The sequence below is a fragment of the Streptomyces sp. NPDC018045 genome (assembly GCF_044327445.1).
In the GTDB taxonomy this organism is placed as follows: domain Bacteria; phylum Actinomycetota; class Actinomycetes; order Streptomycetales; family Streptomycetaceae; genus Streptomyces.
The window spans coordinates 286853-307324 of sequence record NZ_JBIRFL010000002.1; the positions used below are offsets into that span (position 1 = coordinate 286853).

Consider the following 20472-nt stretch of genomic DNA (forward strand, 5'->3'; position numbering starts at 1 on the left):
CGGACCGGGCCCGGCCGCCTTCGCCGGGCCCGGCCCACGCGGTCAGTCCTGGCCCTCGCCGCGGCCCTTGCCGCCCGGGAGGAACTCCTGGATCTTCGCCTTGACGCCCTGCTTGAGCACCCCGGCCGTCTCCGGGTCGCCCTTGAGGATCGCGGTCGCGGCCGCCTCGATCTGGTCCAGCGTGGCGTGCGGCGGGATCGGCGGCACGTTGGGATCGGTACGGAAGTCGATGACGAACGGCCGGTCGGCGGAGAGCGCCTGCCGCCACGCGCTCTCCACCTCGTCGGGCCGCTCGACCCGGACGCCGCCGAGGCCGATGGAGCGCGCGAAGTCGGCGTACGGAACGTCCGGGATGCGCTGCGACTCCTCGAACTGCGGCGCCCCCGACATGGCCCGCATTTCCCACGTCACCTGGTTGAGGTCCTCGTTGTTCAGGACCGCGACGATCATGCGCGGATCGCTCCACTCCCGCCAGTACTTGGAGGCGGTGATCAGCTCCGCCATGCCGTTCATCTGCATCGCGCCGTCACCGACGATCGCCAGCGCGGGCCGCTCGGGGTGGGCGAACTTGGCGCCGATGACGTACGGCACGCCCGGCCCCATGGTGGCCAGCGTCCCGGACAGCGAACCGCGCATCGAGCCGCGCAGCCGCAGGTGCCGCGCGTACCAGTTGGCCGCCGAGCCGGAGTCCGCGGCCAGGATCACGTCGTCGGGCAGCAGCCCGTCGAGCGCGTGCACCACGTACTCCGGGTTGACCGGGTCGGCCTCCACGGCGGCGCGCCGCTCCATGACCTTCCACCAGCGCGTGACGTTCGACTCGATCTGCTCGCGCCACTTGCGGGCCTTCTTGTGCCGCAGCAGCGGCAGCAGCCGCTCCAGCGTCGCCGACGCGTCACCGACGAGGTTGACCTCGAAGGGGTAGCGCAGCCCGACCATGAACGGGTCGATGTCGATCTGCACGGCGCGGGCCTGCCCGTACTCGGGCAGGAACTGCGAGTACGGGAAGCTGGAGCCGATCACCAGCAGCGTGTCGCACTCCTGCATCAGCTCGTAACTGGGCCGGGTGCCCAGCAGGCCGATGGCGCCGGTCACATACGGCAGCTCGTCGGACAGCGCGTCCTTGCCGAGCAACGCCTTCGCCACGCCGGCGCCGAGCAGTTCGGCGATCTCCTCGACCCGCTCACGGGCACCCCGGGCCCCCTGCCCGACCAGGATCGCCACCTTCTCGCCCGCGTTGAGCACCTCGGCGGCGCGCCGCAGGTCCTCGTCGCGCGGCACCGGCGCGTACTGCGACACGCCCAGGCTGGACGGCACCATCTTGAACTCGTGCGTCGGCGCGCTGTACTCCAGCTCCTGCACGTCACCGGGGATGATCACCGCGGTGACGGTGCGCTTCGCGTACGCGGTGCGCATGGCCCGGTCGATGACGTTCGGCAACTGCTCGGGGACGGTCACCATCTCGCAGAACTCGGACGCGACATCCTTGTACAGGCTCATCAGGTCGACTTCCTGCTGGTAGGAGCCGCCCATGGCGCTGCGCGCGGTCTGGCCCACGATGGCCACCACGGGGACGTGGTCCAGCTTGGCGTCGTAGAGACCGTTCAGCAGATGGATCGCGCCGGGCCCGGAGGTCGCCGCGCACACGCCCACCTTGCCGGAGAACTTGGCGTACCCGACGGCCTCGAACGCGGCCATCTCCTCGTGCCGGGCCTGCACGAACTTCGGCTGGTTGTCCGCCCGGCCCCAGGCCGCGAGCAGGCCGTTGATGCCGTCCCCCGCGTAGGAGAAGACATGGTCGACGTCCCATTCGCGCAGGCGCTGGAGAATGTGGTCGGAAACTTTGGTGGTCATGCGGTTCTGTTCCTCTCCCAAATCGCGACGGCGGATGCCGGCCCGGCTTTCCGTGTGCCCGTCCCGGCTCCGCGGATGCACGGCCGTCCGGACGGTTCTCAAACGGACGTGCGGGTCTCCCGGCCGGTGATCAGCGGCGCAGCCTGCGCACCAGCAGACGGGTGACGGCGGCCAGCGCACCGCCGGCCGCCACGGCCGCGGCGGCGGTCAGCAGGCGCCCGGAGCCGGCCGCGGGCGGCGCGGGGCGGTCGGCGGTCCGCTCCGGACGGTCGGCGGGCAGGGACCGGTCGAGTCCCAGGGCCAGGGCTTCGGCCAGGTGCACCGGCCGCCGCCCGGTGCCGCCCTGCTCGATCTGCGTACGGCAACTGAAGCCGTCGGCCAGGACGAGCGCGCCGGGCGGCGTGTCCCGTACGGCCGGGAGCACGCCCTGTTCCGCGATGGCCGTCGACAGGCCGTGGTGCCCGCGCTCGAAACCGAAGTTCCCGGCGAGCCCGCAGCACCCGGCGTCCAGCACGTCGGCGGCCACCCCGGCCCGGCGCATCAGCTCCCGGTCGGCGTCGAACGCCAGCACCGCGTGCTGGTGGCAGTGCGTCTGCACGGTCGCCGACCGGCCCAGCGACGGCGGCCGCCAGCCCTCGGGGGCGTGGTTGACCAGGTGCTCGGAGAAGGTGCGGAACTGCCGCGCCAGCCGCTGCACGTCCTCGTCGTCCGGCATCAGCTCGGGCGCGTCGGCACGGAAGACGGCGGTGCAGGACGGCTCCAGCCCGATGACGGGCGTACCGGCCTCGATCCACGGCCGCAGCACGTCCACGGTCCGCCGCAGCACCCGCCCGGCGGTGCCGAGCTGGCCGGTGGAGATCCAGGTCAGCCCGCAGCACACCGCCCGCTCCGGCACCGCGACCCGGAACCCGGCGTCCTCCAGCACCCGCACCGCCGCCTTCGCGACACCCGGATGGAAGTACGTGCTGAACGTGTCGGGCCACAGCACGACCGCCCGTGGGTCCGCCGGATCCGGCTCGGGGGTGCCGCGCGCCCGCCACCACTGCACGAACGACTGCGGCGCGAACACCGGCGCGTCCCGCTCGGCGGCCACCCCGGCCGCCCGCTTGCCGAGCCGGGCCAGCCCCGGCGCGTTCAGCGCGGCGTTGACCAGCCCCGGAGCGAGCCGGGAGAGGCGGGCCCACAGCGGCAGCCAGCCCATCGAGTAGTGTGCGGCGGGCCGCAGCCGCCCCGCGTAGTGGTGGGACAGGAACTCCGCCTTGTACGTGGCCATGTCGACGCCGACCGGGCAGTCCGACTTGCAGCCCTTGCACGCCAGGCACAGGTCCAGCGCGTCGCGTACCTCGGTGGAGCGCCAGCCGTCGGTGACCGGGGAGTCCGCGTGCCCGCCCAGCATCTCGAACAGCAGCCGGGCCCGGCCGCGCGTGGAGTGCTCCTCCTCGCCCGTCGCCCGGTACGAGGGGCACATCACGCCGCCCTCCTGCGTACGGCAGTTGCCGACGCCGACGCAGCGCATCACGGCCTGCGTGAAGCTGTGGTCGTCATCCGGATAGGCGAAGCGGGTGGCCAGGCTCCGCGGCCGCCAGCCGGCGCCCAGGCGCAGGTGCTCGTCGACCCCGGCCGGATGCACGACCTTGCCGGGATTCATCCGGTCGTCCGGGTCGAACAGCCCCTTGACCTCCTCGAACGCCGTCACCAGTCGCTCGCCGAACATCCGCGGCAGCAGCTCCCCGCGGGCCTGCCCGTCCCCGTGCTCGCCGGACAGCGACCCGCCGTAGGAACTGACGAGATCGGCGGCGCGGAAGAGGAATGCCCGGAAGTGGGCGACACCGTCGGCGCTCTTGAGGTCGAACGGGATCCGGGTGTGCACACAGCCCTGCCCGAAGTGTCCGTACAGCGCCGCGTGGTCGTAGCCGAACTCCGAGAACAGCGCGGTCAGGTCCCGCAGGTAGTCCCCGAGCCGGTCCGGCGGCACGGCGGAGTCCTCCCAGCCCTCCCAGGTCTCCCGCTCGTCCGGCGGCCGGGCGGTCACGCCGAGCCCCGCCTCCCGCGCCTTGAGCATCTTCCGCTCCCGGCCCGGATCGTCGGAGAAGGCCACCGACGCGTCGTCCCCGGACCGGCCGATCCCGTCGAGCAACGCCCGGCACTGGGCGTCCGCCTCCTCCCGGCTGTCGCCGCTGAACTGCAGCAGCAGCCAGCTCTCGCCCTCGGGGAACTTCTCCAGCGAGTCCAGGTAGGCGCCTTCTTCCCGCATGAGCTGCGCCATCCGGCCGTCTATGGCCTCCAACTGGGTCGGGTCGCCGTGCTCCAGGAGACGCGGGACGTCGTCGGCGGCCGTACAGATGTCGGGGTAGCCCAGCACGAGCATCGCGTCGGCAGGCTGTACCGGAACGAGTTCCAGCTCCGCGTGCAGCACGGTCACCAGCGTGCCTTCGCTGCCCACCAGCGCGCGGGCGAGGTTGAAGCCGTGCTCCGGCAGCAGCGCGTCCAGGTTGTAGCCGGAGACCCGCCGGGGGATGTCGGGGAAGCCGCGGCGGACATCGGCCATGTAGTGCGTGGCGATGCCCCGCAGTCCCTCGTAGAGCTGTCCCTTGCGCCCGCCCTCGGCGACCGCCGCCTCGTACACGTCCTCGGACGTCGGGCCGACCCAGCAGCGCAGTCCGTCGTACGTCAGGATCTCCAGCCGCCGCACGTTGTCCGCGGTCTTGCCGTACGCCTGAGCCGACGCGCCGCACGAGTTGTTGCCGATCATGCCGCCCAGCGCGCAGTGGCTGTGCGTCGACGGCTTCGGCCCGAACTTCAGCCCGTGCGGGGCCAACAGGCGGTTCAGCTCGTCCAGCACGATGCCGGGCTCGACCACGCACGTACGGCGCTCGGTGTCCACGGACAGCAGCGCGTTGCAGTACTTGGTCCAGTCGACGACCACGGCGGCGTTGGCGCACTGGCCGCCCAGGCTCGTCCCGCCGCCCCGCGACAGCACCGGCGCGCCGAACTCGGCGCACACCGCGACGGCCGCCGCGCCCGCGTCGGTCGTCCGCGGCACGACCACGCCGATCGGCACCTGGCGGTAGTTCGACCCGTCGGTGGCGTACGCGCCCCGGCTGCCCGCGTCGAACCGCACCTCACCGTCCACGCGGGCGCGCAGCGCCTCCTCCAGTGCCGCGGTGCGCTCCCGCGGCCACGGTGCCAAGGAACGCCCGTCGGCCTCCGCTGCCGTCCGGTGCGTCGTGGTCATGGACAACCTCCTTCCGTGCGGCCGGGCGGCCGGCCGCGTCGGAGCGGCTGCCCGGGCCCGCCCGGCGGGTGCCCGGCCGAGCCGCCTTCACACGTGCGACGACGTGGCGGAACGTGCTCCGGTACCGGCCGGCCCGGACGCCCGCCGACCGCCCGTCACCCGCCCCGCGCGCCCGGCTCCGCCAGGAGGCTGCTGTCCAGGTGCCCGACCAGGTCGGCCGGGCCTTCGTACACCTCGCGCGCGCCCGCCTCCCGCAGGTCACGCTCCGGATAGCCGCCGCTGAGCACCGCCAGACACGGCACGCCGGCGCGGTGACTGGCCCGCACGTCCCAGACGGTGTCGCCGATGAACACCGCCGAGCCGGCGTCGACACCGCTGCGCTCCAGGGCACTTTGCACCAGGTCGGGTGCCGGTTTGCTCGCCGACACGTCGTCGGAGCCGGTGACCGCGGTGATGGCGTCCTCCGCGTCCAGCGCGCGGCGCATGGCCTCCAGTTCCGGGCCGTGCGCCGAACTCGCCAGCACCACCGTCCAGCCGCGCTTCGCGCACGCCCGCAGCAGTTCGGCGGCACCGTCGAGGGGGGCCAGCCGCTCCCAGTACTGGGCGAAGAGCGTGCCGTGCGCCGTCCGGATGGTCTCGTCCTCGTCGCCGTCCCGGTCCGCGCCGAGCAGATGGTCGATCAGGTGGTCGGACCCCATGCCGATGGTCCGGTGGATCTCCGCCATCGGCACCCGGTGGCCGGACTGCCGGAACGCCTCCCACCAGGTGACGGCGTGCAGATAGGTGCTGTCGACCAGCGTTCCGTCGACGTCGAAGAGTGCGGCTCCGCGTGGGCTCACCCGTGTCCTTCCTTCCGCGAGGGCCGGCCGGTGCCGGCGTGCTGCCGGGCCCGTCGTGGGCGCTCCGGCCGAGGTCCGGGGCGGCCGGCCCACCGTCCGGCCACCCGTCGGTACGGCCCGCGAGGCCGTACCGCTGTCGGTCAGGGGGACGGCGGCGCCGCCCGCCCGCACTGGTTCAGGCGCCCGGCGGCCCGGTCGTTGAGGGCGCCGAGCACCTTGCGCAGCCGTGCGGCGGGCGGGGTCCGCCCGCCGCTGCGCACCGCGGCGCCCTCCGTCACGCCCGGCTCGCCCACCGCGTCCCGCGGCAGCACCCGCGCCAGGACGGACGACAGGCGGGTGGTGGTGACGGGGGCCAGGCCGTGCGCCGTGGCGGCCAGGCGGGCCGCCGGGGTCAGGACGACGCGCGGGCGGCGGCGCTGCACCGCGGAGACGATGCGCCCGGCGGCGCGCCCGGCGTTCATCGACAGGACGGGTGTGCCCGCCAGCGCCGAGAACCAGGCGAACTCCCGCGGGGCGTCCCCGCCGAACTGCGCGTGCAGATGGGACCCGGTCCGCATCAGCCCCGGATGCACCGCCGTCACCGACACGCCGTAACCGCTCTCCTCGGCGTGCAGCCCCTCGGCCAGCGCGGCGACCGCGAACTTGGCGCAGGAGTACGGCAGCAGATGCGGCACGGCCAGTAGCCCGCCGACCGAACCGATCAGCGCCAGCCGCCCGCCGGCCGGGCTGCGCCGCAGGTGGGGGAGGGTGGCCAGGGACGTGTTCAGCGCACCGTCGAAGATCGTCTCCATGGCGTCGTGGAACGCCTGGTGCCCCAGCGACGCCGCCGGGCCCACCTGGATGACACCGGCGTTGCCGATGACGATGTCCAGCCCGCCCTCGCGCGCCGCGACGTCCTCGACGACGGCCTCGACCGCCGCCCGGTCGCGGACGTCGCACACCGCCGTGGCGACCGGCGGGCCACCGGGGCGGCGCAGCGACCGGGCGGCCTCGGCCAGCTCCGCCCCGTCGCGCGCCACGATCGTCACACGGCAGCCACGCGCCACGAGCTGACGCGCCATCAGCAGCCCCAGGCCGCGCGACCCGCCCGTCACCAGGGCCGACAGCCCCGCGATCGGCGGCGCGGCAGCGAAATGCGGCATGACCGGTCCTTTCACCTCGCCCTGTGGGCACGCCGGCGCGCCCGGTGCCGCCCCGTCACGGGGTGAACAGCACCTTGATCGCGCCGTCGGTCTTCTTCTGGAACATCTCGTACGCGTCGGGTGCCCGGTCCAGCGGCAGCCGGTGCGTGGCGAAGTCGTCCACGCCCAGCGGGTCCTCGTCGGTGAGCAGCGCAATGATGTCGTCCGCCCAGCGCCGCACGTTGGCCTGCCCCATCCGGAACGTGAGCTGCTTGTCGAACATCACCAGCATCGGCATCGGGTCGCTCATCCCGCCGTACACCCCGCTGATGGAGACCGTGCCGCCGCGCCGCACCATCGAGATGGCCAGGTGCAGGGCGCTCAGCCGGTCCACCCCCGCCTTGCTCATCAGCTTCTCGGCCCAGCGCGACGGCATCAGCCCGGCGGCCTGCTGCGCCAGCCGCCCGGCCGGACTGCCGTGCGCCTCGGTGCCCACCGCGTCGATGACGGCGTCCGGGCCGCGGCCGCCGGTGACGTCCTTGACGGCGTCCAGCAGCCCGTCCTCGTCGTCGAAGGCGTCCAGGTCGAAGACGGTCGCGCCGTCCCGGCGCGCCCGCGCCAGCCGCTCCGGTACGTGATCGACGCCGATCACCTGCCCGGCACCGAGGTGCCGGGCGATCCGGCAGGCCATCGCGCCGATCGGCCCCAGCCCCAGGACGGCGACGCTGCCGCCCTCGGCGACGTCCGCGTACCGCACGGCCTGCCAGGCGGTGGGCAGCACGTCGGACAGGTAGACGAAGCGGTCGTCGGCGGGGCCGTGCGGCACCTTGATCGGCCCGTACTGGGCCTGCGGCACGCGCAGGAACTCGGCCTGCGCGCCCGGCACCGAGCCGTAGAGCTTGGTGTAGCCGAACAGCGCGGCACCCGAGCCGTGCGCGCGGACCTGCGTGGTCTCGCACTGCGTCTGCAGGCCGTCGGCGCACATCCGGCAGGTGCCGCAGGCGATCTGGAAGGGGATCACCACCCGGTCGCCGGGGCTGAGGTCCGGCACCTCCGCGCCGACCTCCTCGACGATGCCCATCGGCTCGTGCCCGAGGATGTCACCGGGGGTCATGAACGGGGTGAGCACCTCGTACAGGTGCAGGTCCGAGCCGCACAGGCCACTGGACGTGACCTTGATGACCGCGTCGGTGGGCTTCTTGATCTGCGGGTCGGGGACGTTCTCCACGCGGACGTCACGCTTGCCGTGCCAGACGTTCGCTCGCATCGCGGATCTCCTTGATCTGGCGGCCGGCCCGCCGGACGGCCCCGTCGAGGATCGTCCATCTCGGGCAACCCAAAAGCCGCTTTTGAGTCTAAAGCGGTGTTCTTTGTCGTGGCAGCTCCAGTACCCGGATCGCCCGGGCCGAATCGTTCCCGTACCGCGCCGGTACGGGCCCCTGGCAGCCGCCGCGCGGGTTTTCCCGGCCGGGAAAAGGGTTACCCGGCGCATCACCCGAGGGGGCGACCATCCGCCACCCACCCCGGCCCGCACCAGGGGCCGAAGAGACCGCACGGAGCCCCGATGACCGACTACGGATACTTCCTCTCCTGCGAGGAGCACAGCCCGGCGGAACTGGTCGAACAGGCCCGCATGGCGGAGCAGGCCGGCTTCACCAAACTGTGGATCTCCGACCACTTCCACCCGTGGAACGACGCGCAGGGCCAGAGCCCCTTCGTCTGGTCGGTGATCGGAGCGCTGTCCCAGGTCACCTCACTGCCCGTGGAGACCGCGGTGACCTGCCCCATCATGCGGCTGCACCCCGTGGTCACGGCTCAGGCGGCGGCCACCAGCGGCGTGCTCCTGGACGGCCGTTTCCGGCTCGGCGTGGGCAGTGGCGAGGCCCTCAACGAGCACGTGCTCGGCGACCACTGGCCGCAGGCCTCGGTACGGCTGGAGATGCTGGAGGAAGCCGTCCAGGTGATGCGGCAGCTCTTCGAGGGCGGCGAGGTCAGCCACCACGGCAAGCATTACACCGTGGAGAACGCCCGGCTCTACACCGTGCCCGACGAGCCGGTGCCCATCGACGTCTCCGCGTTCGGCCCCAACGCCACCGAACTGGCCGCCCGCGTCGGCGACGGCTTCGTGACCATGACACCGGACGCGGACGCCGTCGAACGCTTCCGGCGGGGCGGCGGCGGCAACAAACCCGTCCTGGGCGGCGTCAAGGTCTGCTGGAACCCCGACCGCGACGAAGCCGTACGCACCGCCCACCGCCTGTGGGCCAACGAACAGCTCCCCGGCGAACTCCCGCAGATCCTCCCCACCCCCCGCCACTTCGAGCAGGCGTCCCAACTGGTCACGCCCGAACGCGTCGCGGAGGCGGTCACCTGCGGCGACGACGTGGACGCCCATGTGGCCGCGCTGCGCGCGTACGGCGAGGCGGGCTTCGACACCGTCTACGTCAACCAGATCGGCCCGGAGCAGCGGGGCTTCTTCGACTTCTACCGGACGAAGGTGCTGCCGCAACTGACGGACTGAGCGTCAGGTCCGTCGGGCCGCCTCACTTCGCGCCCTGCTGCGGGCGGCCCGGAGCCGCGCCACCGCCGCCCGCAGCTCGGTGTGCACCGCGCCTGGCGCGACGGGGCCGGTGGCACTCGCGACCACCTCGCCGGCGACCTCGTGCAGCTTGGTGTTGGTGTGCTGGGAGGTCTGCCGCAGGATGTCCCACGCCTGCTCGGGGCTGCAGGACTCGGCGGCCATCAGGATGCCGCGGGCCTGGTCGATCACCGGCCGGCTGCCCAGCGCCTGCCGCAACTGCGCGTTCTCCTCCCGGAGCCGGTCGACCACCGCCGCGTCACCGTGCGGCGCCGCGTCGTCCGGGCCGTCGGACGCCTCCTTCGCCTCCGGGTGCCGCGTGCCCGGGAGGGTGGCGAGCCGCAGGGCCGCGAGGGAGCGCCGCCTCACTGCGGTTCCTGGACCGACGGCACCCCGGCCGGCGCCGCCCGCCCGAGGAACTTGCCCGGCTGCGGCGTGCCGGGCCACGTACGGGACAGTTGCATCACGCGCTGGGGCTGCCGACGCAGGTTGAGGGCGCGCACGGGGATGCGGCGCCGCTGCCCGTAGGCGTCCAGACGCCGCAGGAAGTGCAGCCCGGCCGAGTCCATGAACGTCACTCCGGTCATCTCCAGCACCACACTTCCCAGGCCGGACGGCAATGCTTCGACGGCTTCGTCCAGAACCGGCACGGTGCCATAGTCGATCTCGCCCCGCACGGTCAGCACGGCACAGGAGCCGAACAACCGGGTACGGACCCCCAGGGCATCCGGACCGGCCAGGGAAGACCGGTCTGTCTGTAGGGACATGACCCCATCGTCGCAGGAGCCAAACCGGTCTGTCCACGCCCACACCACCCCCGCCCCCACGACCGGGCGCACACCGCCCGCACCGCGTGGCGGGCCTGCTCCGGTGCTCGCCAACGGGCGGTCGGCGCCGCCCGGGTGGCGATTCCGGCGGGCGGGAAACAATTCGGTGGCACCAAAGCGCGGGCGCCTCTACGGTGAAGGCGTGTGTCGCGGTGGCCGTCGGCTGCCGTTGTCGGCCGTGTGAGGAACAGGAGGTGTGACCGATGGCTGTCTCTGTGGTGGGTCCTGCCCGCAACCAGAAGTTCATCCACTCCACCTCCGTGGTCACCGGCTGACGTTCCCTCACCTCCCGCCGCGCGCTGGGCGTGTGGGGCCGGGGCCACCCTGTGAAGGGTTTCCCTTGTCATCGTTTTCCGTTTCTTCCTCCGCCTCGTCCTGCCCGCTGAACTCCTATGGCTGGGACGACGGTTTCGCGGAGAGTTTCGCTCCCTACGCCGGGCAGGGACATGTGCCCGGCCGTGTCATCCGCGTCGACCGCGGGCGGGTGGACGCCGTGGTGCCCGACGGGGACGGCGTCCGGACCGTCATGGCGGACACCGCGCCGGTGACGACCGGCGACCCCATGCGGGTGCCGTGCACCGGCGACTGGGCCGTGATCGGGCTCGGCGAGGTCGGCGCGGGCCGGGACGGTGCGGTGCGGGCGCTGCTGCCCCGGCGCACCGCGTTGGTGCGGTCCACCTCTTCCAAGCGGTCCGAGGGACAGGTGCTGGCCGCGAACGTGGACCACGCGGTGGTCGCGGTCTCGCTCGCCGTGGAGCTGGACCTCGGCCGCATCGAACGCTTCGTCTCCCTGGCCTGGGAGAGCGGGGCGCAGCCGCTGGTCGTGCTGACCAAGGCCGACCTGGCCGGCGGCCCGGACGGGCTGGCGCACCTGATCGCGGACGCGGAGACCGCCGCGCCCGGGGTGCGGGTGCTGGCGGTCAGTTCGACCGCCGGTGAAGGGCTGGACGTGCTCGCCGCGGTGCTGGCCGGCGGCACGTCCGTACTGCTCGGGCAGTCCGGCACGGGCAAGTCGACGCTGGCCAACGCGCTGCTGGGCGAGGATGTCCAGGACGTACGGGCCGCCCGCGACCGGGACGGCAAGGGCCGGCACACCACGACCACCCGGGACCTGCTGGTCCTGCCCGGCGGCGGGGTGCTCATCGACACCCCGGGGCTGCGGGGCGTCGGCATGTGGGACGCCGACGCGGGCCTCGCGCGCGCCTTCTCGGACATCGAGGAACTGGCCGCGCGCTGCCGCTTCCACGACTGCGCGCACACCACGGAACCGGGCTGCGCGGTGCTGTCGGCCGTCGACAGCGGCGCACTGCCGCAGCGGCGGCTGGAGAGCTACCGCAAGCTGCTGCGGGAGAACGAACGCATCGTGGCCAAGACGGACGCCCGGCTGCGCGCGGAAATCCGCCGGGAGTGGAAGCAGAAGCAGGCACTGGGCCGCCACATGGGGGAGAGGAAGCGGGGGTCCCGGAGGTGACGACGCTCCGCGGCCGCCGTCCCGGCCCGGCGTAAACGGTGCGGGCGGCCCGCCGCCCGCACCAGTGCGATGTCCGATTCCCGCCGGGCAACCTCCCGGCCGTCGCGCACACTGGATCGTGTGATGGACGACGAGACCAGGTACGAGGCGGTGTCCAGCCGGGACGCGCGGTTCGACGGGGAGTTCTTCTTCGCCGTCGTGACGACCGGGATCTACTGCCGTCCGAGCTGCCCGGCCGTCCCCCCGAAACGCGCGAACGTGCGGTTTTACGCGTCCGCGGCGGCCGCGCAGGGCGCCGGGTTCCGGGCGTGCCGCCGGTGCCGCCCGGATGCCGTACCGGGATCGGCGGAGTGGAACGTCCGGGCCGACCTGGTGGGCCGCGCCATGCGCTTGATCGGCGACGGCGTGATCGACCGGGAGGGCGTCGGCGGCCTCGCGCGGCGGCTGGGCTACAGCGCGCGCCAGGTGCAGCGGCAGCTCACCGCCGAGCTGGGCGCCGGGCCCGTGGCCCTGGCGCGGGCCCGGCGTGCGCACACCGCGCGGCTGCTGCTCCAGACCACCGGCCTGCCGGTCACCGACCTGGCCTTCGCCGCCGGGTTCGCCAGCATCCGGCAGTTCAACGACACGATGCGGGAGGTCTACGCCAGTACGCCGAGTGAGCTGCGCGCGGCGGCCGGCTCCCGCACGGGCACGCCCGGCGCGCGGCACGGTGCGCCCGCCGGGGTACCGCTGCGGCTGGCCCACCGGGGCCCGTACGCGGCCGCCGAGATCTTCGACTTCCTCCAGGCGCGCGCGGTGCCCGGCGTGGAGGAGGTACGCGGCCCCCGGGGCACCCGTACGTACCGCCGCACGCTGCGTCTGGCCCACGGCAGCGGGGTCGCCGAGGTCGACGAGCACGCCGGGGCCCGGCAGCCGCGCCGGCCGCGCGCCGCAGTGGTGGGCGCGGCCGCCCGGGGCGCGGCCGGCGGCTGGCTGGAGTGCCGCCTGCACCTGACCGACCTGCGGGACCTGTCCACGGCCGTCCAGCGGACGCGCCGCCTGTTCGACCTGGACGCCGATCCGTTCGCCGTCGCCGAACGGCTGGGCGCGGACCCGCTGCTCGGCCCGCTCGTCGCGGCCCGCCCGGGGCTGCGGTCGCCGGGCGCCGCCGACCCCGAGGAGCTGGCCGTACGGACCGTCCTCGGCGGGCCGCCCGAGCGCGCCGCCGATCTCGTACGGACGTACGGGAAGCCGCTGGACGCGGCGGACGGCGCGCTGACCCACCTCTTCCCCGAGCCCGCCGCGCTGACCGGCGCCGAAGTGCCGGGGCCGGTGCGCGCGCTGTGCGCCGCCCTCGCGGACGGTACGGTCGCGCTGGACGCGGGCGCGGACCGGGAAGCCGCCGAACGAGCGCTGCGCGGCCTGCCCGGGGTGGGCCCGGCGGCCGCCGCGTACATCAGGATGCGGGCGCTGGGCGACCCGGACGTTGGCCCGGTGGGCGGCGGCAGCGCCGAGGCGTTCCCGGACGGGTGGCGGCCGTGGCGGTCGTACGCCCTGCATCATCTGTGGCAGGAGGCGGGCAGCGGCCCCCACCGGGGTCAGCTCACGATGACCGCGCCCGTCCAGGCGCCGACCACCAGCAGGCAGGCGAGCAGTTCGACCAGCACGGCCAGCCCGATGGACCGCATGGCCGTACGGGTGGCGGCCCACGCGTCGCCGTGACTGCCCAGCCGTGACCGTTCCCGCAGGTAGAGCACGCCGACCGAGCCGAGGACGGCGCCGGCCACGGGGACGAGGAAGAAACCGGCGATGCCCGCGACGCCCGCCAGGAACAACGTGCGGTACGGCGCGCCCGCCGCCCTCAGGTCGCGTGGCGGCAGCAGCCATTTGAGGACCTGGTCGAGCAGCAGCACGGCGCTCGCGCCGAACAGGACGTACCAGGCCAGGGCGGTCTGCTCGGTCATCGCCCACCACAGCACGCCCGCCCAGACGATCGGCGGCCCCGGCACCCCGGGGATCAGCACGCCGAGCAGGCCGAACAGGAAGACGAGGCCGACCGCGAGCAACTGCCACACGCCCATGGCCCCAGCGTGCCGGAGGCGGGGGCATCGCGCCCCTCGGCGGTCCCGGCGGTCCCGGCGTTCCCTGCGGACCCGGCTGTCCCTGCAGCCCTGGCAGACCCGGTGGTCACGGCTGTCTCGGCGCTCACGGTGACCCCAGCCGTCTCGGCGCTCACGGCGGCATCCGGCCGTACGCGCGGGCGCGCCGAGCGCCTGGATCGCGCCGAGACGGCGGGCATCGGCCGGGCGCGCGCCCCCATGGCGCATACCGGCCGGGCGACCTCGCCCCAGCTCCGTGGCGCGTACCCGCCGGACAGCCCGACGACAGCCCTCCGTGCCCTGTTTCCGGGCCGCCGGCCGGTGGACAATACGGTGCATGAACCCTCAGGGGGATCGGCGCCATCACGAGAATTCCTGGTGGCGGGAGCTGTACGAGGACGACAGCGAAGCGGCGCGGCACCCCGGGCCCGCGACGGCCCCGGACTCGCTCGACGACCGTGTGGACTCCGCCTTCCGCATGGTGGGCCGGTCGCCCGGGCCAGGGCCGTCCGCCGGGGACGACGCGGTGGCCGGACCCGCGCACCGGCCCGGCCCCGGGCCACCCGCCGCCGGCCCCGAGCCGATGGCCCTGCCCGCCGCGGACCCGGCCGCGCTCGACGATCTCGTACCCGACACGGAGCTGGACGGCGCCGGGTACGGCCCGCTCACCCTGCGCGCCGCCTCGCTGCGCGGCGAGGCCGCCCGCCACCGGGCCGAGCTGCGCGGGGACACCCTGCTCACCGCCCGGTTCGGCGCCGGACGGCACGCGCTGATCCTGGTCGCCGTGGCCACCGCGGCGGGCGGCGACGGCGGTGCGTACGCGTACCGGGGCGCCCACCGCGCCGCCCGCGACGTCTGCCACTGGATGGGCGGCGCCATCGGCCGCAGCTACACCCGGCTGGCCGAGGACCTCCGTACGGGCGACCGCTGCGCCCTGAAGTCCGGCCTGCACCGCCTCACCGGCCGCGGCTACGGCAAGCTCCGCGCGTACGCGGACGAGCACGGCATGGAGCCCGAGCGGTACACGGCCGCGCTGCGCTGCCTGCTGCTGCCCGCCGACCCGTCCTGCCGCACCCGGGTGTTCTTCGGCGTCGGCGCGGGCGGGTTCTTCCGGCTGCGCAACGGCGCCTGGCAGGACCTGGAGCCCCCACCGCCCCGGGACGACGCGCCGGGCTGCCCGGCCGCCGCGCTCGGCACCGGGCAGCCGGCGGCCGGGCCCGCCGGGGGGGACGCGGGCGAGCGGGAAGCGCCGCCGTGGCCGGTCCCCGGCGACCCCGCCACGGACGCGCTCCGCCAGGGCGTCCCACGGCCGCCCGACACCCGTCCCGACCTCCGCCAGCCGCCCGGCCCCGGCCCCGCGCCGCCCGCGCTGGACCTGGGCGGCGACCTCCCCGGCCTGCCACGCGCACGGTCCGGCGAGCCGTGGCGTCCGCCGTACGAGTCCGCGCCGCCGACATGGCCGGACCCGTTCCGCTTCCGGTTCTGCGTGACCCGGCCCGGCGACACCCTGCTGCTGTGCAGTGCCGGGCTGGCGGGCCCGCTGACCGGGGCGGCCGGGTTCGCGGAACACCTGGCGGCCCGCTGGGCGGGCACCGCACCGCCGGGGCTCGCGGCCTTCCTGGCCGATGTCCGGCGGCACGCGGAGGGGTACGGGCAGGACCGTACGGCCGTGGCGGTCTGGGAGGGGCGGGACGCGGCGGCGCCGGAGTGACGCGGCAGGCGTAGCCCGGCCGGACACGGGCCCGGGGGAGTGATAGAACCGAAGGAATGCCGCAGAACGGGCCATGGTCGGGCATTCGAGCGCCCCGCGGTCCAGCACCGGAGGAGCGAGGCGACATGGCGAAACAGACCGTGGCCGGGCAGTTCGTCGACATCCTGGTCCGCGCCGGCGTGCGGCGGCTCTACGGGGTCGTCGGCGACAGCCTCAACCCCGTCGTCGACGCGATCCGCCGCAACGCCGCGATCGACTGGATCCAGGTCCGCCACGAAGAGGTCGCCGCCTTCGCGGCGGGCGCCGAGGCCCAGATCACCGGCCGGCTGACGGCCTGCGCGGGCTCCTGCGGCCCCGGCAACCTGCACCTGATCAACGGCCTCTTCGACGCCCACCGTTCGATGGCCCCGGTGCTCGCGCTCGCCTCGCACATCCCCTCCAGCGAGATCGGCACCGGCTTCTTCCAGGAGACCCACCCCGACCGGCTGTTCACCGAGTGCAGCCACTACAGCGAGATGATCTCCTCCCGCGACCAGATGCCGCGGGTGCTGCAGACCGCCGTGCAGAACGCCATCGGGCTCAGCGGTGTCGCGGTCGTCTCGCTGCCCGGTGACATCGCCGACGAGGAGGCGCCCGAGCGCTCCATCGAGACCGCGCTGGTCACCTCGCGCCCCTCGGTGCGCCCCGGGGACGCGGAGATCGACCGACTGGTCCGGATGATCGAGGACGCCGGCAAGGTCACGCTCTTCTGCGGCAGCGGCACGGCGGGGGCCCACGCCGAGGTGATGGAGTTCGCCGAGCGCCTCAAGGCCCCGGTGGGCCACGCGCTGCGCGGCAAGGAGTGGATCCAGTACGACAATCCGTACGACGTGGGCATGAGCGGCCTGCTCGGCTACGGCGCGGCCTATGAGGCCACGCACGAGTGCGACCTGCTGATCCTGTTGGGCACGGACTTCCCGTACAACGCCTTCCTGCCGGACGACGTCAAGATCGTGCAGGTCGACGTGCGCCCGGAGCGGCTGGGCCGCCGCTCCAAGCTGGATCTCGCCGTCTGGGGCGACGTACGCGAGACGCTGCGCTGCCTGAACCCGCGCGTGACGCCCAAGAAGAGCCGGAAGTTCCTCGACCGGATGCTCAAGAAGCACGCCGACGCCCTGGAAGGCGTCGTCAAGGCCTATACGCGCAAGGTCGACAAGCACACGCCGATCCACCCCGAATACGTCGCGTCCGTGCTGGACGAGGAGGCGGCGGACGATGCGATCTTTACCGTCGACACCGGTATGTGCAATGTCTGGGCGGCGCGCTACATCAGTCCCAACGGCCGCCGCCGCGTGATCGGTTCCTTCACCCACGGATCGATGGCCAATGCCCTGCCGCAGGCGATCGGCGCGCAGTTCACCGACCGCCGCCGCCAGGTCGTCTCGATGTCCGGCGACGGCGGCTTCTCCATGCTGATGGGCGACTTCCTCACCCTCGTCCAGCACGACCTGCCGGTGAAGGTGGTGCTCTTCAACAACTCCTCGCTCGGCATGGTCGAGCTGGAGATGATGGTCGCTGGCCTGCCCGCGTACGGGACCGACAACCACAACCCGGACTTCGCCGCCATCGCGCGGGCGGCCGGGGCGCACGGCGTGCGGGTGGAGAAGCCCAAGGAACTGCGCGGCGCGCTGCGCGACGCCTTCAAGCACAAGGGCCCGGCCCTGGTCGACATCGTCACCGACCCCAACGCGCTGTCCATGCCACCGAAGATCAGCAAGGACATGGTGCAGGGTTTCGCGCTCTCGGCCGGCAAGATCGTACTGGACGGCGGGGTCGGCCGGATGCTCCAGATGGCGCGCTCCAACCTCCGTAACATTCCGCGCCCCTGACGGGCGTTCCCCGAGGTGAGCCGCGGGCACATGCCCGCGGTCTGCCGTGCTGCCGTCTCGCGGGCCGAAGCATGGCGCCCGGCCGGATGGGAATGCATGACCGTGAAGCTGTTCGAGGCTACGGCACGGAAAGCGTACAGGGCGGGGAGGATGAAGCGTCAGTCTGTGCGGCGCGAGGACAGGGCCGGACCGGTGGACGGACGCGTCGGCGTCCGCAACGGGACCCGGCTGCCGGGGAAGATGGAGCGCACACTGCGGCGTGCGGACCTGACGGCGGTGGCGGGCGTACGTGCCGAGCTGCGTCAGCTTCTGCGCCAGTGGGGGGAGTCCGGGGACGCCGACATAGCGGAACTGCTCATCAGCGAGCTGGTCACCAACGCCCTCGTGCACACGAACGGGGGCGCCGTCGTGACCGCCACGGTCACCGACCGGCTGCGCGTGGAGGTACGGGACTTCGTCGGGCGGCGCCCCAGGCTGCGCCCACCGACCGCGGACGGCACCTCGGGAAGGGGGCTGATGCTGGTGCACTCCCTCGCGGACGCGTGGGGGGTCAAGGCCCACGGCGTGGGCAAATGCGTCTGGTTCGAGCTGGGCGGCGGACCGGCCTGACGAAAGGCCGGGGGCGCGGGCTCGGTCCGCCGCGGGTCAGCCGAACTGCTTCTCGATCTGGGCCAGTTTCTCCTCCAGGGAGTCCAGCCGGGGCAGGGCCTGGGTGTCGTCCTCGGCGGTCAGGTCCACGGTCCGGCGGTACGGGACCGCGGCGTCGGCGCCGGGGGAGCCGGGGCCGTGCACGGCCTTCAGCGCCGGGCGGGAGCCGGCCGGGTGCACCGGGTCGGGCCCCGGGGACAACGGTCCGGGCGGCAGGGATTCCGGGTCGCCGGCTATCGCAGGTTCCGCGCCGGCCTGCGGCGCGGCGGTGGGGGAGCCGTGTGAGGTCGGCACGCCCGCCGGGAGCGGCACCTGCCGGCCGCCGCGACCGCGGTTCCACTGCCGGTGCTGGCGGTTGATCGCCTTGATGCGGGCGCGGTCCAGCTTGTCCCGCTCCCGCCTGCGGTGACGGTTCTGCTCCTTCTGCCGCCGGTCCTCCCGTACCTCTTCGACCGCCTCGTCCAGCGTCCGTACGCCTTCCAGGAGCATCAGCGACCAGGCGCCGAAGGTCTCCCGGGGCGCCCGCAGCCACCGTACGACGCGGATCTGCGGCAACGGGCGCGGCACCAGGCCCTGTTCGCGCAGCGCGGCCCGCCGGGTCTGCTTGAGCGCCCGGTCGAAGAGGACCGCCGCCGACAGGGACATCCCGGCGAAGAACTGCGGCGCTCCGTCGTGGCCGAAGCCCCGGGGCGCGTGCACCCAGTTGAACCAGGCGGCGGCCCCCGCGAACAGCCACACGAGCAGGCGCGAGCCGAGTGCCGCGTCACCGTGGCTGGCCTCGCGCACGGCGAGCACCGAGCAGAACATCGCCGCGCCGTCGAGCCCGAAGGGCACCAGGTACTCCCAGCCCCCGGAGAGGTTGAGGTTGGTCACGCCGAACCCGACCAGCCCGTGGAAGGAGAGGGCCGCCGCCACCGCGGCGCAGCAGAACAGCAGCAGATACGAGGCCGTGCCGTACACGGCTTCCTTGCGGCGCCGGCGCTCCTCGCTGCGCTCCCAGGAGTCCTCGCCGCCCGGGGCCTTGTCGGCCGAGCGCCGGCCGCGCAGGATCACGAACGCGGTGGAGAGGATGCCGACGAGCAGCAGGACCGCCGGTGCCAGCCAATTCAGCGATATATCGGTCATTCTCATCCTGGGACCCCTTGCCTCGGTCGTACGCGGTTTCGCGCGACATCCTGGCGGAATCCGTCCGCCCGGCCGGGGGTTTCGGGGCAAGAGCACCGCAAGGGGGGCGTGGCGGCCTACGGATAGGTGTGTTCGCTTCGAACTCCCGCAGAAAGAGGCATGGTTGAGTTCGAATTCGATGACTCGATCGAGTGGTGTGGGTGTCAGGTGGTTGCGGTGAGGCGCTTGATGCGATCCGCGTCGCACGTACGCGGGCAGGTCACACACGTGTCCTCGGGGCGCAGCGTGTAGAACATGCAGCAGCTCGCCCGGTCCCGGGTGGGCAGCGCCGCGCCGTCCGGTCCGGTCAGCTCGCGGAAGGCGGCGCCGCCCGGGTACGGGGCGGTGCCGCCCGGCAGCAGCCGCTTCAGCTCGGCCACCGCGCGCTGCTCCTCGCCCAGCAGATGGCCCAGGTACCACAGGCCCTCGGCGATCTCGTCCGAGACCATGCCCCACAGGGCCCGGGGGCCGCGCCGCAGACGGGGCCGGAACCCCTCCAGGACCGGCCCGAGGTGCTCGGCGACGGCCTCCCGCACCTCGGCGCGCAGCGCCTCCTCGTCCGGGACGACCCGGGCGCCGGGCAGTTCGGCCGCCGGGTCGCCGGGCAGGCACGCGAAGGAGTGGACGCGTACGGCCATCCGGCCCTGCTCGCGGTGGTGGGCGACGCCCTCGACGGGCAGCCGCGGCACCCGGCGGTGCAGGAACCAGGGGATGGTGATCAGCAGGCAGGCGGGCCAGGCGTAGCGGTGCAGGGCGAAGGCGGCGACGACGTCGGGCCGGGCGCGCCGCCCGTGGTCCCGCACCACCTGCGCGTCGTCCCAGGCGAGGAAGGCGTCCAGGGCCGTGGGGTCGGTGGCCAGCTCGGCGGCCGTCACCCAGCCCTCGCCGCGCGGCGCCGCGGTCTCCCAGCCGGACACCCGCAGCCCGGGGAACGCCTCGGTCAGTCGGGCGTACGCCCCGGCGAGGGGCTCGATGCGCGGCCGGGCGGCGAGCAGAGAGGCCATGCGGGACACCACCGATATCGCGTTCGTTGGCAGGTAAGGCTTACCTTACCCGATCTTCGGTGGTTTTGAGCCGGGTT

15 protein-coding genes and 1 pseudogene are annotated in these 20472 nt (G+C 73.8%); 6 read left to right on the top strand and 10 right to left on the bottom strand.

Annotated features, from left to right (window positions below; all coding sequences use genetic code 11):
* Positions 1-42 precede the first annotated feature (42 nt).
* The 5 genes from ACH4EB_RS05215 to ACH4EB_RS05235 form a co-directional block, all read right to left on the bottom strand.
* Positions 43-1851: a thiamine pyrophosphate-requiring protein gene (locus ACH4EB_RS05215; protein ID WP_398345957.1), complete on the bottom strand. Its 1809-nt coding sequence runs from the start codon at positions 1849-1851 to the stop codon at positions 43-45.
* Between the two features lie 130 nt (positions 1852-1981).
* On the bottom strand, positions 1982-5086 hold the full coding sequence (locus ACH4EB_RS05220; RefSeq protein WP_398345958.1) for an FAD-binding and (Fe-S)-binding domain-containing protein: 3105 nt from the start codon (positions 5084-5086) through the stop codon (positions 1982-1984).
* Between the two features lie 155 nt (positions 5087-5241).
* Positions 5242-5925 (bottom strand): HAD family hydrolase, encoded by a 684-nt coding sequence (locus ACH4EB_RS05225; protein ID WP_398345959.1) that lies wholly within the window; start codon positions 5923-5925, stop codon positions 5242-5244.
* Positions 5926-6065: 140 nt separating this feature from the next.
* The gene (locus ACH4EB_RS05230) at positions 6066-7067 is read right to left on the bottom strand and encodes an SDR family NAD(P)-dependent oxidoreductase (RefSeq protein WP_398345960.1); all 1002 of its coding nucleotides are present in this window, start codon (positions 7065-7067) and stop codon (positions 6066-6068) included.
* 55 nt (positions 7068-7122) lie between these two features.
* Positions 7123-8313, bottom strand: coding sequence for a zinc-dependent alcohol dehydrogenase (locus tag ACH4EB_RS05235; protein WP_398345962.1), 1191 nt, complete (start codon positions 8311-8313; stop codon positions 7123-7125).
* A gap of 297 nt (positions 8314-8610) precedes the next feature.
* On the opposite strand from ACH4EB_RS05235, the gene ACH4EB_RS05240 reads away from it, so the two are divergent.
* Positions 8611-9567 carry an LLM class F420-dependent oxidoreductase gene (locus tag ACH4EB_RS05240; protein WP_398345963.1) on the top strand — a complete coding sequence of 319 codons (957 nt, stop codon included), beginning with the start codon at positions 8611-8613 and terminating at the stop codon, positions 9565-9567.
* A gap of 3 nt (positions 9568-9570) precedes the next feature.
* Here ACH4EB_RS05240 and ACH4EB_RS05245 read toward each other — a convergent pair whose 3' ends face one another.
* Both ACH4EB_RS05245 and ACH4EB_RS05250 read right to left on the bottom strand, forming a co-directional pair.
* A complete protein-coding gene (locus ACH4EB_RS05245) occupies positions 9571-9993 on the bottom strand; it encodes an ANTAR domain-containing response regulator (protein ID WP_398345964.1) in 423 nt (140 codons plus the stop codon).
* On the bottom strand, positions 9990-10391 hold the full coding sequence (locus tag ACH4EB_RS05250; protein WP_398345965.1) for an STAS domain-containing protein: 402 nt from the start codon (positions 10389-10391) through the stop codon (positions 9990-9992). The genes ACH4EB_RS05245 and ACH4EB_RS05250 overlap by 4 nt, the downstream gene beginning before the upstream one ends.
* Before the next feature lie 400 nt (positions 10392-10791).
* Here ACH4EB_RS05250 and rsgA point away from each other — a divergent pair, with 400 nt between their 5' ends.
* Both rsgA and ACH4EB_RS05260 read left to right on the top strand, forming a co-directional pair.
* Positions 10792-11922 carry a ribosome small subunit-dependent GTPase A gene (rsgA, locus tag ACH4EB_RS05255; RefSeq protein WP_398345966.1) on the top strand — a complete coding sequence of 377 codons (1131 nt, stop codon included), beginning with the start codon at positions 10792-10794 and terminating at the stop codon, positions 11920-11922.
* A 123-nt stretch (positions 11923-12045) separates the two neighbouring features.
* On the top strand, positions 12046-13623 hold the full coding sequence (locus tag ACH4EB_RS05260) for a DNA-3-methyladenine glycosylase 2 family protein (RefSeq protein WP_398346423.1): 1578 nt from the start codon (positions 12046-12048) through the stop codon (positions 13621-13623).
* Here ACH4EB_RS05260 and ACH4EB_RS05265 read toward each other — a convergent pair.
* A pseudogene (locus ACH4EB_RS05265) lies at positions 13509-13982 on the bottom strand (DUF456 domain-containing protein); the annotation flags it as partial. The gene ACH4EB_RS05260 and the pseudogene ACH4EB_RS05265 overlap by 115 nt on opposite strands.
* 355 nt (positions 13983-14337) lie before the next feature.
* Here ACH4EB_RS05265 and ACH4EB_RS05270 point away from each other — a divergent pair.
* The 3 genes from ACH4EB_RS05270 to ACH4EB_RS05280 all read left to right on the top strand — a co-directional run bounded on the left by ACH4EB_RS05270 (position 14338) and on the right by ACH4EB_RS05280 (position 18188).
* A complete protein-coding gene (locus ACH4EB_RS05270; RefSeq protein WP_398345967.1) occupies positions 14338-15711 on the top strand; it encodes a protein phosphatase 2C domain-containing protein in 1374 nt (457 codons plus the stop codon).
* 125 nt (positions 15712-15836) lie between these two features.
* A complete protein-coding gene (locus ACH4EB_RS05275) occupies positions 15837-17579 on the top strand; it encodes a pyruvate dehydrogenase (RefSeq protein ID WP_398345968.1) in 1743 nt (580 codons plus the stop codon).
* Positions 17580-17729: 150 nt separating this feature from the next.
* Positions 17730-18188 carry an ATP-binding protein gene (locus ACH4EB_RS05280; protein WP_398345969.1) on the top strand — a complete coding sequence of 153 codons (459 nt, stop codon included), beginning with the start codon at positions 17730-17732 and terminating at the stop codon, positions 18186-18188.
* Between the two features lie 36 nt (positions 18189-18224).
* On the opposite strand, the gene ACH4EB_RS05285 is transcribed toward ACH4EB_RS05280, so the two are convergent.
* Both ACH4EB_RS05285 and ACH4EB_RS05290 read right to left on the bottom strand, forming a co-directional pair.
* The gene (locus ACH4EB_RS05285; RefSeq protein ID WP_398345970.1) at positions 18225-19358 is read right to left on the bottom strand and encodes a DUF2637 domain-containing protein; all 1134 of its coding nucleotides are present in this window, start codon (positions 19356-19358) and stop codon (positions 18225-18227) included.
* A gap of 197 nt (positions 19359-19555) precedes the next feature.
* Positions 19556-20395, bottom strand: coding sequence for a (2Fe-2S)-binding protein (locus tag ACH4EB_RS05290; RefSeq protein ID WP_398345971.1), 840 nt, complete (start codon positions 20393-20395; stop codon positions 19556-19558).
* Positions 20396-20472 lie beyond the last annotated feature (77 nt).

What these genes read in the sequence shown, in the direction of transcription:
- ACH4EB_RS05275 (WP_398345968.1), top strand. Translation starts at nt 15,837, where the DNA reads ATGGCGAAACAGACCGTGGCCGGGCAGTTCGTCGACATCCTGGTCCGC.
- ACH4EB_RS05230 (WP_398345960.1), bottom strand. Translation starts at nt 7,067, where the DNA reads ATGCCGCATTTCGCTGCCGCGCCGCCGATCGCGGGGCTGTCGGCCCTG.
- ACH4EB_RS05215 (WP_398345957.1), bottom strand. Translation starts at nt 1,851, where the DNA reads ATGACCACCAAAGTTTCCGACCACATTCTCCAGCGCCTGCGCGAATGG.
- ACH4EB_RS05250 (WP_398345965.1), bottom strand. Translation starts at nt 10,391, where the DNA reads ATGTCCCTACAGACAGACCGGTCTTCCCTGGCCGGTCCGGATGCCCTG.
- ACH4EB_RS05285 (WP_398345970.1), bottom strand. Translation starts at nt 19,358, where the DNA reads ATGAGAATGACCGATATATCGCTGAATTGGCTGGCACCGGCGGTCCTG.
- ACH4EB_RS05270 (WP_398345967.1), top strand. Translation starts at nt 14,338, where the DNA reads ATGAACCCTCAGGGGGATCGGCGCCATCACGAGAATTCCTGGTGGCGG.
- ACH4EB_RS05220 (WP_398345958.1), bottom strand. Translation starts at nt 5,086, where the DNA reads ATGACCACGACGCACCGGACGGCAGCGGAGGCCGACGGGCGTTCCTTG.
- ACH4EB_RS05235 (WP_398345962.1), bottom strand. Translation starts at nt 8,313, where the DNA reads ATGCGAGCGAACGTCTGGCACGGCAAGCGTGACGTCCGCGTGGAGAAC.
- ACH4EB_RS05280 (WP_398345969.1), top strand. Translation starts at nt 17,730, where the DNA reads ATGAAGCGTCAGTCTGTGCGGCGCGAGGACAGGGCCGGACCGGTGGAC.
- ACH4EB_RS05290 (WP_398345971.1), bottom strand. Translation starts at nt 20,395, where the DNA reads ATGGCCTCTCTGCTCGCCGCCCGGCCGCGCATCGAGCCCCTCGCCGGG.
- ACH4EB_RS05240 (WP_398345963.1), top strand. Translation starts at nt 8,611, where the DNA reads ATGACCGACTACGGATACTTCCTCTCCTGCGAGGAGCACAGCCCGGCG.
- ACH4EB_RS05260 (WP_398346423.1), top strand. Translation starts at nt 12,046, where the DNA reads ATGGACGACGAGACCAGGTACGAGGCGGTGTCCAGCCGGGACGCGCGG.